General features: G+C 52.9%; 16 protein-coding genes. 7 read left to right on the forward strand and 9 right to left on the reverse strand.

Annotated features, from left to right (window positions below; genetic code table 11):
* Window positions 1–1,116 (reverse strand): hypothetical protein (locus Q8902_12435; protein ID MDP4200362.1); only part of this gene is annotated, 1,116 nt, incomplete at its 3' end.
* Between the two features lie 25 nt (window positions 1,117–1,141).
* Entirely contained in the window at window positions 1,142–2,761 is a 1,620-nt protein-coding gene (locus Q8902_12440; GenBank protein ID MDP4200363.1) for a hypothetical protein, read from the reverse strand.
* Window positions 2,762–3,505: 744 nt separating this feature from the next.
* On the opposite strand from Q8902_12440, the gene Q8902_12445 reads away from it, so the two are divergent.
* The 3 genes from Q8902_12445 to Q8902_12455 all read left to right on the forward strand — a co-directional run bounded on the left by Q8902_12445 (window position 3,506) and on the right by Q8902_12455 (window position 9,423).
* Window positions 3,506–7,096: a vitamin B12-dependent ribonucleotide reductase gene (locus Q8902_12445; protein ID MDP4200364.1), complete on the forward strand. Its 3,591-nt coding sequence runs from the start codon at window positions 3,506–3,508 to the stop codon at window positions 7,094–7,096.
* Window positions 7,097–7,409: 313 nt separating this feature from the next.
* On the forward strand, window positions 7,410–8,195 hold the full coding sequence (locus tag Q8902_12450; protein ID MDP4200365.1) for a hypothetical protein: 786 nt from the start codon (window positions 7,410–7,412) through the stop codon (window positions 8,193–8,195).
* Window positions 8,196–8,208: 13 nt separating this feature from the next.
* Complete coding sequence (locus Q8902_12455) at window positions 8,209–9,423, forward strand: hypothetical protein (protein MDP4200366.1); 1,215 nt, start codon at window positions 8,209–8,211, stop codon at window positions 9,421–9,423.
* A 29-nt stretch (window positions 9,424–9,452) separates the two neighbouring features.
* Here the strand turns inward: Q8902_12455 and Q8902_12460 are convergent, their stop codons facing one another.
* The gene (locus Q8902_12460) at window positions 9,453–9,860 is read right to left on the reverse strand and encodes a hypothetical protein (protein MDP4200367.1); all 408 of its coding nucleotides are present in this window, start codon (window positions 9,858–9,860) and stop codon (window positions 9,453–9,455) included.
* Window positions 9,861–10,183: 323 nt separating this feature from the next.
* Here Q8902_12460 and Q8902_12465 point away from each other — a divergent pair, with 323 nt between their 5' ends.
* Window positions 10,184–10,558 (forward strand): VOC family protein, encoded by a 375-nt coding sequence (locus Q8902_12465; protein ID MDP4200368.1) that lies wholly within the window; start codon window positions 10,184–10,186, stop codon window positions 10,556–10,558.
* A gap of 154 nt (window positions 10,559–10,712) precedes the next feature.
* A complete protein-coding gene (locus tag Q8902_12470; GenBank protein MDP4200369.1) occupies window positions 10,713–11,255 on the forward strand; it encodes a hypothetical protein in 543 nt (180 codons plus the stop codon).
* 9 nt (window positions 11,256–11,264) lie between these two features.
* On the opposite strand, the gene Q8902_12475 is transcribed toward Q8902_12470, so the two are convergent.
* Window positions 11,265–11,669, reverse strand: a complete 405-nt coding sequence (locus Q8902_12475; protein ID MDP4200370.1) for a nuclear transport factor 2 family protein — start codon at window positions 11,667–11,669, stop codon at window positions 11,265–11,267.
* A 102-nt stretch (window positions 11,670–11,771) separates the two neighbouring features.
* Here Q8902_12475 and Q8902_12480 point away from each other — a divergent pair, with 102 nt between their 5' ends.
* Window positions 11,772–12,188, forward strand: coding sequence for a hypothetical protein (locus Q8902_12480; protein ID MDP4200371.1), 417 nt, complete (start codon window positions 11,772–11,774; stop codon window positions 12,186–12,188).
* A 382-nt stretch (window positions 12,189–12,570) separates the two neighbouring features.
* Here the strand turns inward: Q8902_12480 and Q8902_12485 are convergent, their stop codons facing one another.
* The 5 genes from Q8902_12485 to Q8902_12505 form a co-directional block, all read right to left on the reverse strand.
* Window positions 12,571–12,753 carry a DUF2158 domain-containing protein gene (locus tag Q8902_12485; protein MDP4200372.1) on the reverse strand — a complete coding sequence of 61 codons (183 nt, stop codon included), beginning with the start codon at window positions 12,751–12,753 and terminating at the stop codon, window positions 12,571–12,573.
* An 82-nt stretch (window positions 12,754–12,835) separates the two neighbouring features.
* A complete protein-coding gene (locus Q8902_12490; protein MDP4200373.1) occupies window positions 12,836–13,717 on the reverse strand; it encodes an IS1 family transposase in 882 nt (293 codons plus the stop codon).
* 254 nt (window positions 13,718–13,971) lie between these two features.
* Window positions 13,972–15,165 carry an XRE family transcriptional regulator gene (locus tag Q8902_12495; protein MDP4200374.1) on the reverse strand — a complete coding sequence of 398 codons (1,194 nt, stop codon included), beginning with the start codon at window positions 15,163–15,165 and terminating at the stop codon, window positions 13,972–13,974.
* Complete coding sequence (locus Q8902_12500; GenBank protein MDP4200375.1) at window positions 15,162–15,815, reverse strand: hypothetical protein; 654 nt, start codon at window positions 15,813–15,815, stop codon at window positions 15,162–15,164. Before Q8902_12500 ends, Q8902_12495 begins: the two co-directional genes overlap by 4 nt.
* Before the next feature lie 129 nt (window positions 15,816–15,944).
* Entirely contained in the window at window positions 15,945–16,190 is a 246-nt protein-coding gene (locus tag Q8902_12505) for a histone H1 (protein ID MDP4200376.1), read from the reverse strand.
* A gap of 325 nt (window positions 16,191–16,515) precedes the next feature.
* On the opposite strand from Q8902_12505, the gene Q8902_12510 reads away from it, so the two are divergent.
* Entirely contained in the window at window positions 16,516–19,632 is a 3,117-nt protein-coding gene (locus Q8902_12510) for a hypothetical protein (GenBank protein ID MDP4200377.1), read from the forward strand.
* Window positions 19,633–19,656: the final 24 nt, after the last annotated feature.

Here is a 19,656-nt window from a genome sequence, read left to right on the forward strand (position 1 = left end):
GTCCGTTGGCACCGGCGCGATGTGAATTCCCAAGCTCGCAACATGCTGCACAACACTTCCGGCTTGCGTTGTGACGAACGGTTCGTCCGCCCGCAGGAATTGCAGCAAGTCGTCATCATAATGCAGCACGAAGTCGATCGCGGTGACGTCAGCCGGCAGTGCGCCATGCTGGATAAGCTTGTAGATGACCGGCTTGCCCGCGTAGGCGCTGTCCGGCGCGCTGATGGTGAGGTGCCACTCAGCCGGATACTGAATTTCTCGCGTGAGTGTGATCGGAGGCAAGGCGGTGTCCGCATTGGAGATAATACTCAGCGTCGCCAGATTCTGTCCAGCATGTCCGTTCGTGTCCATGCTCGATACAAGCCACACGGTATCCCGCTCGCCCGGCGCGAGGCACCGCGCGCTCCACGGCTTCGCCAGCATAAACGCGGCCAGGATGGCCGCGCCACGCGGTGCAATCGAGATCGATGAATCGCACACCGTGTCGCAGCCCGTGTTCTGAATCACAACGAACGTGTCGCGCTCCTCGCAGATGGGGGTGGTGCCGAGATCGAGAGCGGATGTTTTGCACGTAAGCAACGCCGCGCCACGGACGACATTGACGGAGAGTGGTATTAGAGTGTCGTGGGACATGGTGCCGTCTGTTCGGCTCAGGTGTGTGATGAACTCTCCCTGCTCCGGACCTTTCTGTTTCAGATGCACGGCAATTGTCCGTTGAACGGAATCGCCTGGTGCGAGCGCGGTGTCACCCGAGTTCAGAAGTATAAAGGCATTACTTCTCGTGATATGTGACCTACTGCAAAGCACCGTATCACATCCGGTATTACGAACCCAAACGCTCACGATGGTATCACTCGCACAGATGGAGCGGTTGCCGAGAGCGAACGCTGTGTCTGAGAGAGAGACGACAGGATGTACAGCTAGAACGGTCACGCTCAAGTGGATCGGGAGCGTGCCGGAGTGAGGGCCGGAGTAGGAATACGTAAGGCTCTGAGTGAAGAAGCCAGGAATCAGTGTGGAGAAGTGAACGCGAATCGTATCAAGCTGACCGGGGTAGAGCGTAAGTGTATCCGAAGCAGGTGTAATGCTCCACTCTTTGCCGGGAGTCTGAGACAAGGGCACTCGTAACGTATCGCAACCATCATTCCAAAATGTGAACAGCGTATCGGCGCTGAGGGTTGCAGTTCGGCAGTATTCCTAAATCGAACGTCAATGCGGGCACTACAACATTCGAATACAGATGCCCGTATTGAGCGGTGACCGAAATAATTGTATCGAAAGGAATGCCCGAAGGCTCGAAATGCCCGGTAAGGTGTACGGAATATTTTTGCAAGCCAGTTTTGAGAAGTGGCAAGAATGAGAACGGAATACTGCCAGTAGCCTTTACAACGGAATCGAAGGGAAGGAGGGAAAAATCAGACGAAGGGTTGTTCGCGCTGGTGAGGCGAATACTATCGCAATTGGAATTGAGAATCGTTATTGCACCCTTTGCTGTGTCACATCCCACCCTCACATACGCTCCAGGAATGACCGGCGCGGCAAGACTCGCTCTTCCAGAAATGGTATGACTCTCCGACATGCACTGGCCGTAATCGAGGGGGACGATCGTGATCGTTGCATGATGCGAGCGAAGATCGTGACTGGTAAAGCTGACGAAAATATTTGAACCTGTTGAATTTCCAAGTATGGTATCCGGCCCAATGATGGAAAAGGTACCATCAGAATCGTCTGTTAAATAAAGACGCAATCGACCGGGCAGGAAAGAGGAATCGATCTTGACCAGAATGTTGGAGGTGTCACATTCGAATCCGTTGGTGGAGAATGTGGAGTGGAGGCTTGGTGGCGGAGTCGCGTCTTCCGGGTTGGCAATCCAAAGCGCACCCGTGTCATCCGGTGCAATTACCGTGGAGCAACTGCAGCCAATGATATTAAACCGTCTGGCTTCTTGAAATCGAGTCTTCGGACCTCCGAGGCTATCCCACGTTGTCCCGCGGTTTATGCTCCTGTATAGTCCAACACCAGTCCGAACAAAGATTTTTTCGCCACAACCCTCAACACCATCCATCCAGGCTACGGACGGCATCTTTGGCAAGCTGTTCCATGTCATCCCGGAATCGGTCGAGCTTAGAATGTAACCTATCTCCTGACTTGAATAGTAGAGCTTGTTAAGAGGGTCAGCATAAGCGCTAAATCCAGCGATAGAACTTCCACAGCTCTTCCACGAAATGCCTCCGTCCATGGACCGGTATGCTGCCCAATCTCCTTGAGTGTTGAACAAGTGATTCGAATCCAAACTCACAACGGTCGTACCCCGGAGTGCCGGAGCGTTGGCCTTGTAGTCCCAATAGACATCGGCCCCTTCCCATCCATTGGGATTGATCCCCAATGGTTGACTAAAAACAAAGCTCCAGGAGACCCCAGAGTCGGTTGACTTCCACACTTCTCCATTACCCACGCCGCGATTGAGGCCCGCTGCGTATAGCGTCCTGCCATCGAAGCAACGGATCGAGCTGACAAACAGATTACCCGTGAGCCCGCTACCATCGCGCCACGTTCGCCCGTCGCGCGTATAGAGGATGCTTGTGCCATAGCCTGTCACTCCAGTCCTCGCGTTCCAAAAATAACCGCAGGTGGCACCGGCTTTTCCCATGTAATGCCACGTGAATGGCTGTGCAAGGGTGGCGTTCGTGAGAGCCGCAACCGACACGATGACGAGCGCGCTAATTCGGAACGATCGGATCAGGAATCTTGGGGAGAACATTTTGAAGTCTCTATTCTTCCTGCTCTAACGGCAAGGACAGGCAATGTATTCTCCGGGATTCCTTCTTTCCCCTTCCCACTCCTTTCCAACAACTTACACACAACTTCCGAAAAGCGGTGGATAACTCGGGCAATTGTTCTTAAAAAATGTGGGAAGAATTGGGGCGTTTCGGCGAACAATTCACGCGGTATTTTAGTAAGTTTGATGCACGGAATTCGTCGCATGAGCGATCATGCGAATCGCAGTGCTGAGTGCTAAGTGCTGAGTGCTAAGTATCACGCAACCACGGTTGTATTGACGGCACACCACAGAGTTTAGCCCCGAGCCCTAAGTGAGATCATCGATGGTCTCATTAGATCACCGAATCCTGTCGCGGACTCGGATGCTTCACGAGTTACCGCGAAAAACGGTGCGACCATGGTTGCGCCGTCTGACCCCTAACAGCCCCTGGTAGATGTAACCACCCCATGCGGATGGTCACTCATCCGCGCCCCCGGCTTTTCAAGAGTCGGGGCGGGAGACTTACCCCCTCTTTTGAGGGCGGAGGTTTGGGATTTTGGGTTAACCACCCCCTTGCATCGTGGACGATGCGCCCCGCCTTGAAAAGGCGGGGGTTCTATGGAAGTTAAAAAAGCTTAATAGAGGCAGATGAGATCATCGATGATCTCATCAAAAGCCTCGCCCTCGCTCTACATTTTGTGTGGAGCAGAGATCAAAAACTGATAAATTAGCGTTACAACAGCTATGCAGATCGCACGTCGCTTTACCAAGGCGGGCCCGGGGACCATGGGTGCGTCCCCCAGCCCGGCCGACCTCTTTTCGTACACGAAACGCGCCTCCGTGCTCCGGAATCCGGATGGCAAGCCCATCTTCGAGATGCAGGACATCGAGGTCCCCAAGCATTGGTCGCAGGTCGCGACCGATATCCTCGCACAAAAATATTTCCGCCGTGCCGGCGTGCCGCAGGTCGATACCTTCGGCGTGCCGCTGCGAGATAAAAAGGGTGAGGTCGTGCTCGGTCCCGAGCGCTCGATCAAGCAGGTCGCGCACCGCCTGGCCGGTTGCTGGCGTGCATGGGGCGAAGACCACGGGTATTTCGATTCCAAAGAAGACGCACAAGCCTTCTATGACGAGATCAGCTACATGATCTTGCGTCAGATGGCCGCGCCGAACTCCCCGCAGTGGTTTAACACGGGCATTGCGTGGGCCTACGGCATCAAGGGCACGCCGCAGGGACACTGGTATGTCGATCCGAAGACTGGCGAGATGACCCGCTCGACCGATGCCTACACTCACCCGCAGCCGCACGCCTGCTTTATTCAGTCCATCAAGGACGACATGCTGAATGAAGGCGGGATTTTCGATCTCGTCACGCGCGAGGCGCGCATCTTTAAGTATGGCTCTGGCACGGGCACCAACTTCAGCGCGCTCCGCGCCGAAGGCGAGCGCGTTTCAGGTGGCGGTGCCGCTTCAGGCGTCATGAGCTTCCTCAAAATCAACGACCGCGCTGCCGGTGCGGTGAAATCCGGTGGCACGACGCGCCGCGCCGCGAAGATGGTCATCCTGGACATCGACCATCCGGATATCGAGCAGTTCATCGAGTGGAAGGCCCTCGAAGAGCAGAAGGTCGCCGCGATGGTCGCCGGCTCGAAAGTTTGCGATGTGTTCCTGAACACGATCATGAAGATCGCGGCCGATGGCGGCACCGATCGCAAGGAGAACCACGATCTCGACATCGCGATCAAGCGCGCACTTGCGCGTGGCGTGCCGATGAATTACATTCTGCGCTGCCTGCAGATGGTCACGATGGGTTACGACCACATCGACTTCAAGACATTCGACACGCACTACGAAGGCGAAGCATATCAGACCGTCTCGGGACAAAACTCGAACAACTCCGTCCGCGTGACGAACGACTTCATGCACGCCGTGCTGACCGATGGCGAGTGGGACCTGAAATTCCGAACGAGTGGCAAGACCGCCAAGAAGGTCAAGGCGAAGACGCTATGGGATAAGATCACGCTTTCGGCATGGGCCTCCGCCGATCCGGGTTTGCAGTACGATACGACGATCAACGAGTGGCACACCTGCCCCACCGATGGCCGCATCAACGCGAGCAATCCGTGCTCCGAGTACATGTTCCTGGACGACACGGCATGCAATCTTGCCTCGCTCAATCTCGCATATTTCTATGATGACGAGACCGGCGCGTTCAAGCTCGATGATTACAAGCACGCCGTTCGCCTGTGGACGATCGTGCTCGAAATCTCGGTGCTCATGGCGCAATTCCCATCGCGCGCGATCGCACAAGGCTCGTACGATTACCGCACGCTTGGCCTGGGCTATGCGAATCTCGGCACGATCCTGATGACGGCCGGCATCGCGTATGACTCTCCCGAGGCGCTGGCCATTGCGGGCGCGCTCTCGGCGATCATGACGGGTGAGTCCTATGCCGCATCGGCCGAGATGGCGAAGGACCTCGGCCCATTCCCGCGTTACGAGCCAAACCGGGATTCGATGCTGCGCGTCATCCGCAATCACAAGCTCGCAGCGTACAATGCCGCGCCGGACCGCTACGAACAACTCACGATCAAGCCGATGGGCATCGATCCCGAGTTCTGCCCGGAAGATTTACTCCAAGCCGCCCGCGATGCGTGGGACCGCGCGTATGCCACTGGCGAGAAGCACGGCTACCGCAATGCACAGGTGACCGTCATCGCGCCGACGGGCACGATCGGTCTCGTCATGGATTGCGACACGACCGGCATCGAGCCGGACTTCGCGATCGTCAAGTTCAAGAAGCTGGCTGGCGGCGGATACTTCAAGATCGTCAACCAGTCCGTGCATAAGGCACTGACGAAGCTTGGCTACAGCGAGAAGCAGATCGAGGAGATCGAGAAATACTCGAAGGGCCACGGCACGCTCGTCGGTTGCCCGACGATCAACCGGCACACGCTGAAGGCAAAAGGATTTACCGACGAGAAGATCGACGAGATCGAGAAGCAGTGCGATAACGTCTTCGATCTCAAGTTCGCCTTCAACAAGTGGTCGCTCGGCGAGGAGTTCTGCGCGAAGCTGGGCTTCACGCCGTCGCAGCTTGTCGATCCAAATTTCAACATGCTCGTCTCGCTCGGATTCACGCGCGAGGAAATTCAGAAGGCCAACGATTATGTCTGCGGCACGATGACACTCGAAGGCGCGCCCGCGCTGAAGGACGAACATCTTCCGATCTTCGACTGCGCGAACAAGTGCGGACGCTATGGCACGCGCTACATTCCATACGAGGCGCACATCCGCATGATGGCCGCGGCGCAGCCATTTATTTCGGGCGCGATCTCCAAGACCATCAACATGCCGAACGAGGCGACCGTCGCGGAAGTATCGAAGGCCTACTTCGATTCGTGGAAGCTGATGCTCAAGGCCAACGCGCTCTATCGCGATGGAAGCAAGCTCTCGCAGCCGCTGAACTCCTCGAACGAGGACGGCGATCTCGCAGAGGAAGTGTTGTTCGACGACGTGGAAGATCCGGCGAACGAGACGATCGACGCCGCAAAGATTCACCAGTTGCTCGAACTCCAGAATCAGGAACTGGCCAGCGAAGGCGTTGGCGATGGATGGACCGTGCCGCCCGAGCTGCGCCGTCACCGATTGCCGACCAAGCGCAAAGGATGGCTCCGCGAAGCCGTCGTCGGCGGACACAAAGTCTATCTCCGCACCGGCGAGTATGAAGATGGATCGCTCGGAGAAATCTTCATCGACATGTACAAGGAGGGCGCGTCCTTCAAGGGACTGATGAACTGCTTCTCCGTGCTCGCATCGAAGGCGCTGCAATACGGCGTGCCGCTCGAAGAGTTGGTCGATACCTTTACGTTCACGCGCTTCGAGCCCGCCGGCAACGTGCAGGGACACGAGGCGATCAAGAACGCCACATCGATTTTGGATTACGTCTTCCGCGCGTTGGGGTATGAGTATCTCGGTCGCGAGGATTTCGTCCACGTGAAGGCTGTGGACGAGCCGAAGCATGTGCCGCCAACTGAGACGCCGGCGGCAACTCATGCTGCGGATCGGGCCGAGCAGACCGATGCAGTGGCGGGCCGGACCGTCAGCGAGGACGAGAACATCGCCAAGCTACGCAGCGAGTTAGTGGACGAGCCGGTGATGGCGGAGGTGAAACACCCGAACACTCCGCGCGCGGCACTGAGCACACTCCGCAGCGAAGCCCGCTCGAAAGGCTACACCGGCGAGCAATGCTCCGCCTGCGGCTCGATGCGCGTCAAGCGCAACGGCGCCTGCACCGTCTGCGATGACTGCGGGACCACGAGCGGGTGCTCGTAATACGGCGACCTTTTAGGATTCACACAAAGAGGCCGCCGCAAGGTGGCCTCTTTGATTTTTTCATAAATCAACGGCGCTAAGAGCGGCCTCTTCAAATAGGGAAGCTACTGTGGGATGGGATTGTTATATCGACCTGCCCCGAGGGACATCGTCGAAAGAGGTTCATAGATTCCTCGAGATCTTAGGTTACAAGCAGCAAGCGGGCACGCCTTTCTTCAAAGGCGTATTCTTCAGTTTTTACAAGGACGAACACTTTCGATATCGTGAAGGCGTAGGAGCTTGGGTCAAATCAAAAGGCAAATCAGGTGCGAGCATGCATACACGCACATCCGTCTGGCGTAGCAAGTATGATAATGACTACCATAATTTGACGATCAAGGCGGTGCATGAGAGGTTCGGAGGTAAGTTCACCTCCGATGCTGGCGAAGGTGAGTATATCCCATATGACGGGTTTGTTCGAGAGAAAGCTGAGGCAGCCTGTTACTACGCTGAGTCAAGATTTCAAAACGCTATCGTTGCAGCGGGTGTCCTCTTGAATGCACACAAGGAGAGCGATGCAATGATTGATCGGAAACTACTGAAGGCCATTCCCCAGCTAGCTGGAATGCAGCCGCCGCTTATCGTATACAACCTGCTAGCCCCGTACCTAGTCTCATGTATCGAAGACTTCTTTCGTTCAGTATATGTCGGTCTCCTAACTTACTCTCCACGCAAGCAGGGAGTTTTCAAGTCTGCTCGGCTTTCAGCCGACGATATGGTCGCAGTTAGCGAGGGGCTTTTGAAAGTTGAGGATGCTGTGGCCAAGTCAATGACCTTCCAAAACGTGAAGCGGATCGCTGAATACTATAGGGAGGTCGATCCCCAGATTGACCTACTGGGCATATTGAGAAGGCCCTCTAATCGAGCGCGTTCTGGATTAGACAAACGACTTGAGGACTTGATTGGCAGAAGACACCTTCTCATTCATCAAAACGTGATGAGCCCGGAGTACTTCGTCGAAGAAGTCAGGGCGGACATCAAGTGCCTAGAACTCACCGTCAAGAGAACTCTCTCCTCTCTTCGGCGTCACTATCACTGGCAGCCTGGTTATCCAGATTGAGAAAGAATAATCAATGCAAGACAAACAGTTACAAAAATGGTCAGACGCAACAGGAATTGAGGTTTCATTGCTGAGGCGGCTAATTGATCGCGACTTCATAACAGGTTATGAAGTTAATGGTCAATTTGAGTTCAGCCGAAGTGATGTGTACAAGCTCATCGCAGTCAGCAAATTCCCTGAGTTCGCGAACAAGATTGCTCTCGTAGCTGATCGTTCGTTCATGTATGAATACAATCCGGAGTTGGCGGACTTTTTATGCTTTCACGATACGATTGATGCGTTCACTTGGCTTATCAAACTTCGGTATTCTTCAAAGGAGGATATCCGAAGCAGGAAGGCATACCGATTAGACAGACTTTTTGATCAGTTCTTAACCGAGAAGCAATTTGAGATAGGAAAGCTTACTCGACTTAAAGGGCGGTCGTCGTCTCCAGACAGATTCACGTTTCATTTGACAAAGGGCTGGTACAATGAAATGGTCAGATCTACACCGTTGAATGAAAACATTTTGGCAATAGGCACAAGGGTCTCCCCGGATTCCTGTCACGGAAGATTTGCGGCGTGGAATATTGTTCAAAGTTACTACGCCATTTACGAATACGTGAACGCGCTCGTATTCACTAACTCAGACAACTTGCGCACTGAAGAGCACCGCAAGAGCACAAACTATTTTCATAAGAACCTGCTTAGCAAATTTGAAACCGATCTTGTTTGTTATCCCTTCAATCTCTCGCACGCTCCCGCGAAAGTGCTTAACGCCAAGCGTGGTGAGAAGGCGTTCTGGAAGTTTAATTACGCTCGCTCTCCACGGTATGACTTATCGATTTATCAACTTGAGGACCTATACCTTTCACTAACGACCGAAGAAGATTTTCTCCTCAACGTGCTTTACAAGTTTAGAGTATGGGCGAATTATTTGGGCATTCCGCGCGTCATTCAGCTGCAAGACGGCTATTACTTAGCTCACTTATACAAGAACCTTGGAACCCTATGCTTTTTCTACGGGGCCTTCACAGAGTTGATGGCGCTTGCTTTTTTGGGTGAGAAGCAAGTCCTTGCACTTCTGAGCGATTTCGTCAACGACTTCCTCAAACAAAACGAGAACTATCGCCAGAACTGGTATTATGTCCCAATTCTGATGCGTTTTAGGTTCTACCACAAGCATGGATTGATTTCAAAAAAGCCTTCTTATCTGATTCCACCTGATCCAATCCTGATCAAAGGGTGAAGACCGTCCAATTCTGCGTTAAATAGGACTTATTTGTGACCACGCAATTTCTTTTGTGTTTCAAAAGCCTCTTTGGCAGCCCGCTGCACCTGCTTGGTGATCATGTCCTCAAGCTTGGTAATTGGGAAATAGCGTTCCGGAGGATTCAGTCGCTTTACTTCAATCTCTTCCCTCTCCTGCTCAAGAACTAAGACGTTTAAAACGACCGTGATGGTTCCTTTAGCTTTTGCGAGTGCGCCAACAATATCCAACTTCTCCTTCACGAGTAACTCCTTGACCCTTTGACGCACATATTTCCCGTCAAGAATCTTAGGATAGGGTACTTTTAAGGTCACTGTAACACCTTTGTAAACTTCGACATCGTCCCGCTTCACAATAAAACTGAACGATGGCACTGGTGTGCGAACGTCGTATACCTGCTCTGTGTAAGTTTTCATAGGCTAAGGGATACGTTCGGTTTTTCAAAGTGGTTCTCCTCGGTGATCATAAATTGTGCCCTTCAAGTTAGGATGCGTCTTCCCGCCTTTGTGATTCGGGTGTTTGGGTTTTGCCTCGCGCGCGCGTAGCTCGGTGTGGGCTTGGGCGTCATCACTTTCGGCGCGCCGCCGGGAAGCAGCGCTTCCCGGCACACGGGCGGCGGCATTCTCTGAACCTGAATGTGGTTTTGTCAGACGCAATATGGAATACGTCACCGCTCGCGTGAAGCCCCGCATGACAACTGCGGGTCCGCGAACGGGTGCATATCAATTGAAAACAGACTATGGCAGACACACATCCCACATTTGGCAACGGCAAAATTTGCTACCTTGAAATTCCTGCTTCCGATATTCAGCTATCGGCTCAGTTTTACCGAGCGGCGTTTGGCTGGGAGATTCGAAGCGACAATGCCGACAATGCCGCATTCGATGACTCCGTTGGCGAGGTAAGCGGAATGTGGGTGCTCGGCAAGAAGCCCTCAACAGAACAGGGAATTCTCATCTCCATCATGGTCGATAGTATTCCAGATACGCTCGCGCTCATTACCGCAAATGGAGGACGCGTCGTCAATGCAGGGAATGCCACCGCTCAAGAGCAGGTAGCGCTTTTTGCCGATCCGTTTGGCAATGTGCTACAACTTTACCAACACAACCACTAAGCGCCAACGCCGTGTATGTTGATTGTGGGACCCCGAGCGGATGCAGCGAATGGGTGACATTCTACAGATTAGCGTTGGAATCTACTTTTCACCAGCGAGGTTGGCCCCGAAGGGTTTTTTCGGCCCCCACGTCACAATTCTTTTTTTGTTGCCTATGAAATCAATCCTTCGTCCATTGGTCATCGCGAGCGTTGTCGCAATCGCGCTCGTTGGCTATGCCACCAGTAGCTTCGCGTCGTTCGATGCGTACATCATCTTCAAGAGCAAAGCGGGAAAGGAGACGAAAGTCGCCATCAATCAGGATGGCACGTTCAAGTCGCCACCGTTGGCCGCCGGTGCGTATCGGTGGAGTATGCTGAGCCAGCCGGCGGGCAGCGGCTCGAGCAGCCGGGAGGCCTCGGCGCCATCAGTCTCGGAGATCGCGCGCGTGAAGGTGCGCTTCCATTGGGACCGCTCGTCGGACGTGAGCAAGCAGATCGGTAAGCCGAAGTATGAGGACATCACGGTCACGAAGCCCGTCGAGCGCAAAAGCGGTTCAATCATCATCCTCGACAACGATGGTGCGGACCTCACCGTCAATACTGATGGCGATACAATCTCGGGTACCATGCAGTTTGTCACGAGCGATGGGAGGATGTTCAACCCCAAAGAATACACAACGATGAAGGAACAGCTCGAGAAGAACCCGCGGCATTAGCGCGGGATATTACCTTTTTCGATCACGGCCATAGGGATCGCCTTTGACCGACTCGGTGTGCAGCGAGCAGACCCAGCGGCCATCGCGGCGTGTCCAGACGGACGTATCGGCGGCGTCCATGTTGAGCGGCGCACCATCGACGGTCAACTCTTCATGCACGTCATACGCGACGATCGCGAGGTCCGTGCTTGGGAAATAGACTTGCGCATTCTTAAACTCGAAGCGGTGCAGCTTCCAGGTGCCGCCAATCATCATCTGCCGGAACATGGCGTGATCGATCTTCGCCGTTCCCTGCGCGCCAGCAACGATGCATGGGTCGTCGGTGAGACGAATGGAGGCATCGACATCGCGGTCGATCATCGTCTGCCAGAATTGCCGTTCGAGTTCTAAAATCTCTGCTGTGTTGGAATCCATGAGTGTGAGTGTCAAGTGTGAGGATATGAGACATGGCGAGAGGTCTTCGGAGTTCCTTCTTGACCCGCCGAACGGTGCCCGCACAAATTCCGTTTGTAGGGCATGTCGTTAAATATCATTCTTTCCGTCATCCATCTTCTCGCCGCCGTCACCGGGCTGGGCCTCATCACCGCGCTTGCACTCATGGCGCGCAAACCAGGCTGGGCAAATGCCCAATTCATGCTGCAGATGTTCAAGATCGTCGTCTGGAGTATGGTCATCATGCTTGTGACGGGTGTTGGAATGCTCGCGGCAACCGGTTGGGTCTTCGAACAGACCTGGTGGTTCCGCATCTCATTCTTGTTCTTCATCGCACTCTTCGCGTTTCATGGCATCGCGTCGGGGACGCTCAAGAAGATCATTGCCTCGGGCACGCCGCTTCCCTCTTCGCCAATGCTCGGTAAGCTGCGCACGATGACGATGCTGATGTGCGTCGCACTCATTCTCATCGTTGTGTTGATGGAAGGCAAGCCGTTCTGATTGAGAGCGCAGAATTCTTTCGTATGTTACTTCTGATGTGATGGGCACCTATGCGGATAGGTGCGGAGAAAAGTATTCTGTCTTATAGACAGAATACTGTAAAGTCTTATGTCTCAATAAAGTTCATGAAGTACAAACGTGGGTGTCGGTTCAGTTTGAATTAATTTAGACATTCACTTATACTTTTTGACTTATGAACTCAGAACAGGAATTTAAATGCGGGGATGTCGTTATCAAAAGAACGCACAATCACACCATGACCGTGCGTGAAGTCACGGCGGCAGGAGTCGTTTGCCAATGGTTCATTGGTGCCGATCTCAGGGAGGGCACGTTCAGCCCAGACGATCTTCTCTTCGTAAGATTCTAAACTGCCCTAAACTGACTATGAATTAGGGTCTTTATTAGTGAGTGCATTGGGATGGAAGTCTTGGGTTTTGAACTCGCCATTAAGATGCCATTTGCATGTAATGGTTAAGCCTTGCGCCGAGACCTCATCAACGACCATTTTGGGGCCACCTGATTTGTGCCAAACCTCATCGCCCTCTTTCCAAGTTTGATTAGCCATGATTGATTCGTAATTATGGTTATGAAAATTGAAGGGCGGGTCGCGTCAACGACTCGCCCTTCATGCTAAACAAGCGTTCGGCCTATCGGTTCGCTTTCTTCTTCTTCGGTGCTGCAATCTTGCGCTCGAACTGGAAACTCTCGAACATGCTAATCAGGTCTTCGAAGCTCCAAACTTTATCGGTTAGACCCGCACTCACTGCCGGTGTTGTTCCGAGTGTTTGATGGACTCGGATGTAATTGTAAAACATATAGTGCAATGCAACGGCGGCTTCCAAGTTTTCGATCTTCTTGGAGTAGCCATTCGTGAGGCGTGTGAACCGGCGCATGGACATTCTCATCGTTAAGTTCTGGCGCTCGATGAGGGACGTGGAAATCTCATCGTAGTTTGGATTTCCGATCTTCGGTTTCTTCTCAATCCCGGTGCAAATCGCTGGACTGTAACGAGTCTCGGGACCGTCCTGTCCTTTGCCGTACTTCTTAATCAGCATGGCATAATCAATGGCCTCACCAAATGACTCACGCACAGCCTGTAAATAAACGCCGTGTGCGTCGGTCGTAAGTTGCACGCGATTCGCCAACCGATCTGCCACGTCCTGCATGAAGGCATACGCATATTCTCCGTCGCGTCCGCCAACGAGATACGAAAGCACCAGCTTCGAATCAGCGTCAATGGCTACCCACGTCCATGTGCTTCCGATTCCAGTCATGCTACGTTCTTCCATTGTGCAAGCTCGGTCTTTCTTGGCAACGAAATTCCAAATCTCATCACACTGAACCCGCTTCGAAGTCACGTTCCGAACGTTCGCATCATGGTACGACTGGCAAGCCTCTCCGAGTTCAACGAGCAGCTTCAGAATTGTATTCTTCGCAACGCCAGCCATGCGCACGGTTGCGTTGATGCTGTTGCCCTCAACGAGTGCCTTCACTACTTCAATCTGTTTTTCGCGGCTGAGTCGGTTCATAACGTTCGTCGTATTTGTTGATACAAAGATACAACATTATACGTGTCTTGTCAAGCACAAGTGTCAGTTTAATTGAGACAAAATAGAATTCCTCAGGAATGCCATTTTGGACGAACGATTGGTGCTTATTTGGGCGTTGTGGGGGTAAGTGGGGGATTTGTGATTTCCATTCTCGCTATCCTTCAGTCTATTTGAATGTGAAGTTCGTCCTTAGCCAACGACCTTCGAGCGCCCCAATCCGGGGCGCTTTTATTTTAGGTGCCCGTTCTGGTCGAATTCGAAAGAATTACATTGGCCGGAAGCGAGCGTTGAAACGGGTCATCGCTACGAAGTGGCGGCGCATTTGGACTGCGAAGAATATCCAAATTGAACATTTTTGCAAGTCGATCTGCGGGGACTTTTAGATCCTCCCGCAAGCTCTCCGTGGTAAGAATGCCTTCCTCGTTAAGGACTGCAATCGCTTCTGAAAGAAGCTTTGGCTCATCCACTCGCAAGGCAGCACTATCCTCGTCGTAGGGTTCATGGTTTCTCCAACCGCGTCTTGAATAATTAATCCATAAATTCTTCTCCTCTGACTCGGTTATCCAGCCGAGTTGAGCGCACCGTTTAATCATCGCCGCCACTGACACGCGCCAGCGGGGTTTTATCGAAAGGAAATAGTCCAGGCTGAACTTTGGAAGCTCCGCTGCGAATGATTGGGCCGGAAGTAAAAAGGCGCCGGCGAAAATATCCGCTTGGTGCTCATACAATTTATGATACAACCGGGACTCGAATTTTTTCTTCGGCACCTGCCGATGAAGCAGTAAATGGCCTAATTCGTGAGCATACGTAAAGGCGGCTCGCGCCGCAGAATGCTTGTCCATGCACAAATAGATATAGGGGCGACCGTCTTGACCCCATTCGGAAAAAGCGTCAAGGTTCCTATCGCCGAACATGGAGCAGGCGATTAGAATACCGTGGATTTCGAGCAAGCCCGACATGCTCGAAATTGGTCCGCTGGTTAATCTCCAATCTCGCCGGAGGTCATCGGCATATTTTTCAATTTGTTTTTCTGTGTATTGCTCGGGCGAGTCTCCCAAATTGTAATCAGGAATATCCGGCTCGATCACAATTCCCGTTTCACAAACAGAATGTGCTAATGACTGAAAAATATCGAGTCTTCTCACCGCGCTTTCTCTCGCTCGCTTAGTAAGTGCAGCGAACGATCGAAAATAGGTGGGATTCGATTTGATCGAAGAGGGAGTCATGAAGTAACTCTCCTTAACTCCAAGAATTAGGGCTAAGCGGTATAGGTTGTCTGGACGCGGAACGAGCCTACCGCTTTCGTAGGCAGAGAGCATCTGCCTACTAAGACCCGCTTCCTCAGCGAGCGACACCATCGTGCGCTCATTGAGTTCGCGGGCTTCTGTTAACTTTTCTCCGTTGAATTCGTGTGGAACCGTGGTCATGCTGCCTCTGATGATTGTTCGTTATCGTTGCGCTTAATCTTCTTCGCACGTTTGCGCAGGGCCTCGCGAATCGTGTCGTCGATGATGTTGATTCTTGGTTTTTCTGCTTTCGGTTCACGCGCAAGATATTCTGATATTTGCGCCGGTTCGAGAGCATAGCCAGTCCAATCCGGCAGGGGCAATCCCGCTTGAATGAGTGCTGGCTGACTGAGACGTTCTTCCAGTGTCTTTTTACCAGATGTCGAGTACACGAAGCCGATCACTAAATACAGTCTTTCGGGAAGTGCATCCGGCGTCCCTGTAAAAAGGTTGTATTGGGCAGTTGACGTTTTCTCTTTCGATTCACGCGGAAGCTGCTTGCGCGAGCTAAGGCGGCAGAGATGAACCGAAAAATGCTTCGTTATCAACGTGGCCCGAGAGTGCGTTTTGATTACGGGATACCCAAACCGAAGTCCAAGTTCCGCAAGAAGGCGCTGCGCCATTGAGAATCGGATTACGCCGGTGAGCCATGTAATGTGGGCATCATAATATGTCTTCTGGCTCGCCGTATTGAAAGATTCAGCCGAAAGAGTATTGAGGCCCGTAACCAAAGCCGCTAACAGCGGGCGGATGTCTTCGACATCCAAGATGTCCATTGTCTCGTTTTCCATTTTTTCAGTCGCTTGAATGTTGTAATGCTTTTGTGCGAATTGCAGCAAAAACGTAAAGTAGCCATCAGACAGACACGCATTGCTATCCGGTGGTTCCTATGGTGACTGAAAAATCAGAATTCGAGAAAACTACTTATTGGGCTTCTTTTTCCACCTCGCTGCCGCCGCCTTCTTCGCAATCTCCTTGCGCTTCCGTGGCGAGAGGGACGCGGCCCTTGCTTTCCCACCGACCAGCCCACCACTTCGGGCGAACTCCTTCCTGAACTTCTGTTCGGGCGTCAACTCTTCTTCTGGCTCCGCTTGTCCGGTGCTGAGTGCCACGATCTGCGCGGCCAGTTGGTTTACATCTCGCGGTGTCTTTTTTGGCTTAATCATTTTTTCTTATCTCGTAGGCGCTGAACATACGATAGCATCAAGATAGCAATGATGTAACCCGCTATCGTCGTTGCGTGCTCCAAATTCATGCCTACAAAGATACGAAGATTATGCCTGTCAAGTCAAGCACATAAAGTATATTGTGAACTTAAACTGAACCGGCACCCAAACGTGCGCGCGCTGCATCTGTACTTTTCTGAAAGTCACGTAGTCCGTGAGGCCCATCCCCCATCTTGATGTAATTCCTGAGATGAGGTCAATTTGATGTGGAGTGGCACGAAATGAGAAAGGAGGAGACACAGAAGAAAGCCACTTTTTGGGTAAAATGCGCACCTCAACCCGTAAGACCATCGCCTGGATCGTGATGGCATTCATCGTTTCGCTGTGGACGTTCATCATGTTCTTCTTTGATGGCATCCTCAGCCGAATCGCGCAGCAAAAGTTGGCGGACGATGTGCGGACAGCCTGGCATGGCGAGTACCGGCTACACTTCGCGCGATTCGATTATCACCAGGGCGATCTGTTGGCCGCCGGAGTTGACTTCGCCCGCGCCGGCTACCTGCCCGGCGAGCGCGGAACAACAGTCCGGCGAATCACCATCGACTCGGTTCTGGTGACCGGTATCAGTTGGTGGGACATCTTGTTCGGAAAGCCGATTACGTTTTCGACAGTCCGAACGTGGGACCCGAAGATCGCACTTTGCGATGCGGCCCGAGAGCGCGCGCTGACAAAGATGGTGCTGCCGGACACGGCGAGACCGTCGAGTAGTTCGTCGCAGAGTAATCTATCGATCTCGGCGAAGACCATATTGCTACCGGATATTCTAATATTTGGACGCGATCATTCTGGCGACCACGAAGTGGGCTCGGTATCGTTCAGTTGCCGGAAATTAAAGTACGATACGAAATCGCCGGCACTGTTACATTTGGCATGGGACCGGTTCGATCTCGGCGTACCACATCTTGCATATGCTGATTCGATGGGAGCATTTTTGCTGAACGGCGCATACATCGCATCGGCTGATTCAGCCATGACGATCGATTCCTTTGCATACGCGAGTGCAACGAGTGCAACGGCATTTCATGGCTCGGGAATTCGCGTCCGCAATCTGAACTGGAATCGGTTCATTACCAGCAAGCGCATTTCCATCGGCTCCCTCGATAGTAGAACATGGAGCGTTGCGCTGGCTGCCGCCGATACCAGCAAACGACCGGCTCAATCGGGATCGTGGCAGGATGCGCTCGCGCGGTCCATACACATCCCGATTGAGGTGAAGCATGCGGATCTGCAAAGCGGCACGGTGGACGTTCAGTTGTCGAATGCATCTTCTTTCAAGGCGCATGACCTGAGTATTACGGCCGCAAGTTTGAATATAGATACTGGCATAGCTGCACAGCAGCCATTCTTCTCGCAGCAACTCGAGATCCGCTCGGCTTTTGTAAGCTATGGTGCGACGGGTACATCGATCGAAGCAAACGCTCTCGAAGCAAATATTCAAGACTCCTTCGTGAGGGCACACAGCATCTCGTATGATTCGCGAGCGCGCAGTGGCGATCGGACACACGCCACCCCGATAGAGTTCGATGGAGTGGACATTGCCGGCATCGACTTCCCCCATCTCGCGAGCGGAGAGAGCATCGCCGCCAGTTCGCTTCGGACGAGCGCGTGGCGAGTTTCTCAATTGCCAAGCGGCGCCAAATCAAAAAAGCCGAGCCAATCGATTTGGGCCAAGCAGAGAAATATCGCAAAGTCAATTTCACTTCCGGTTCGGATTGGCGAAATCGATCTTCGGAATGGCACTCTGCAGATTACTGGCGGATCGGCACCGAGGATCCTGGCACATGGCGCAAGACTCGTAGCGGTAAGTTTCAACCTCGATTCCACCAGTGCATCGAGCAACAATCTCTTCTTTTCTAAAGACATTTGGGTCGATGCGCCGACATTTCACTATTCAGATAAAGCGCAGCGTAATGTAATCGATCTTCGGGACGCGCATGTCAGGCTCAAAGGCCGTTCGATCGCTGCCGGTTCGGCACGGTATCAATCCAAATCCACAGGGCGCGCGGTCAACAACATGAGCTATCAAGCGACGCACATACAAATCGAGGGGATCGACATTCCGAATTTAATGGACACCAAGAAAATCGCCATACACACAGCGAAGGCTCAGTCCTGGCAAATCGAACGCATGGCCGACAAGGTCACCGCGAACGTGACGCAGGCTGCGACGAAGAGTACAATGAAGCTACCGATCTCGATTGGTCGCGCGATTCTGCCCCATGGGAGCGTCATATTCCACGAGAGGGATTCCGCTTCGAATGGCTTTTCTCCCACCTTAACAACCCAAGTCACTACTCTCAACGTCGACAACTTTCATCTTTATCCGCCGTCAAAAAAACGAGCTCGGCTCGCGTTCGGACAAGTTGTTTGCAAGGTCCCGACCTTCAGCTACGCGCCGCTGAATGGATTCTATTCCTGGGAGATTCGCAATTTGAATGGAGATCTGATCAAATCGGCTGTGACCATGGATAGCCTTGGCTATATTCCAAAGTATTCGGAGGATGAGTTCGCCGCGCGCCATACCTATTCCAAGGGACGGACTGACTTTCGACTGGCGCCAGTGCAACTCTTAGGCATCGACACGAAGCGCTTGATCGCCGGAGAAAGTATCATCGTTCAGAAATTCGATGCGCCAACTCTGTGGCTTGACTATTACAAGGACATGCGCAAACCGGCGGATCCACATCCCCCACCGGCAGTAATGCCCAATGATATTGTCCGCGGAATGAATATCCCCGTCACGATTCAGGACATTGTTCTGGAGGATGGCCGTATTCAAATTCGGGAACACACTCGTAACGGCGTCCCGACCGGCGATTTCACCTTTCAACATGTACAAGTCGAGGCTACTCCTATCACGCTGGATTCGGCCAGCCCCGAGGTTCACAGGCCGACACAATTTAACCTGAGCGGAATCTTCGTCGGCCAGTCCCCCACCCGCGCGCGGCTGATCTATCCGTTGCACGACTCTGTACTCAATCTCTCGATCGATGGAACGGTCGGTCCGTTCGATGCAACGCAGCTCAACCAATTCCTTGTCAACGCAGAACATGTGCAGGTCATGAGTGGCCAATTCCACAATGGAGATATTAAGGTGAATATCCAGGGTGGAGTGGCAAACGCGGTCGTCACCCCGATTTATGATCATTTCAAGCTGAAGGTACTTCCGCCGGATCCAAATGATCCGCCGGATATTGAAGAAGGCATCAAGACGCTAGCAGCGAATCTTCTCGTGCTGCGGGACGATAATCCTGACGAAGGTGGCGGTCCTCCAAAGACCGGCCGTGCAACTCTTGAACGTCAGCCGACGCAGGAGTTCTTTCAATTCTTGTGGTACGCGATCCGTCGTCCGCTCGGGATGGTTGTTGGCGGATTCAAGTAATTTTGCACGGTTCGGAGTTGACCG

The sequence above is a fragment of the Bacteroidota bacterium genome, assembly GCA_030706745.1.
Lineage (GTDB): Bacteria > Bacteroidota > Ignavibacteria > Palsa-1295 > Palsa-1295 > PALSA-1295.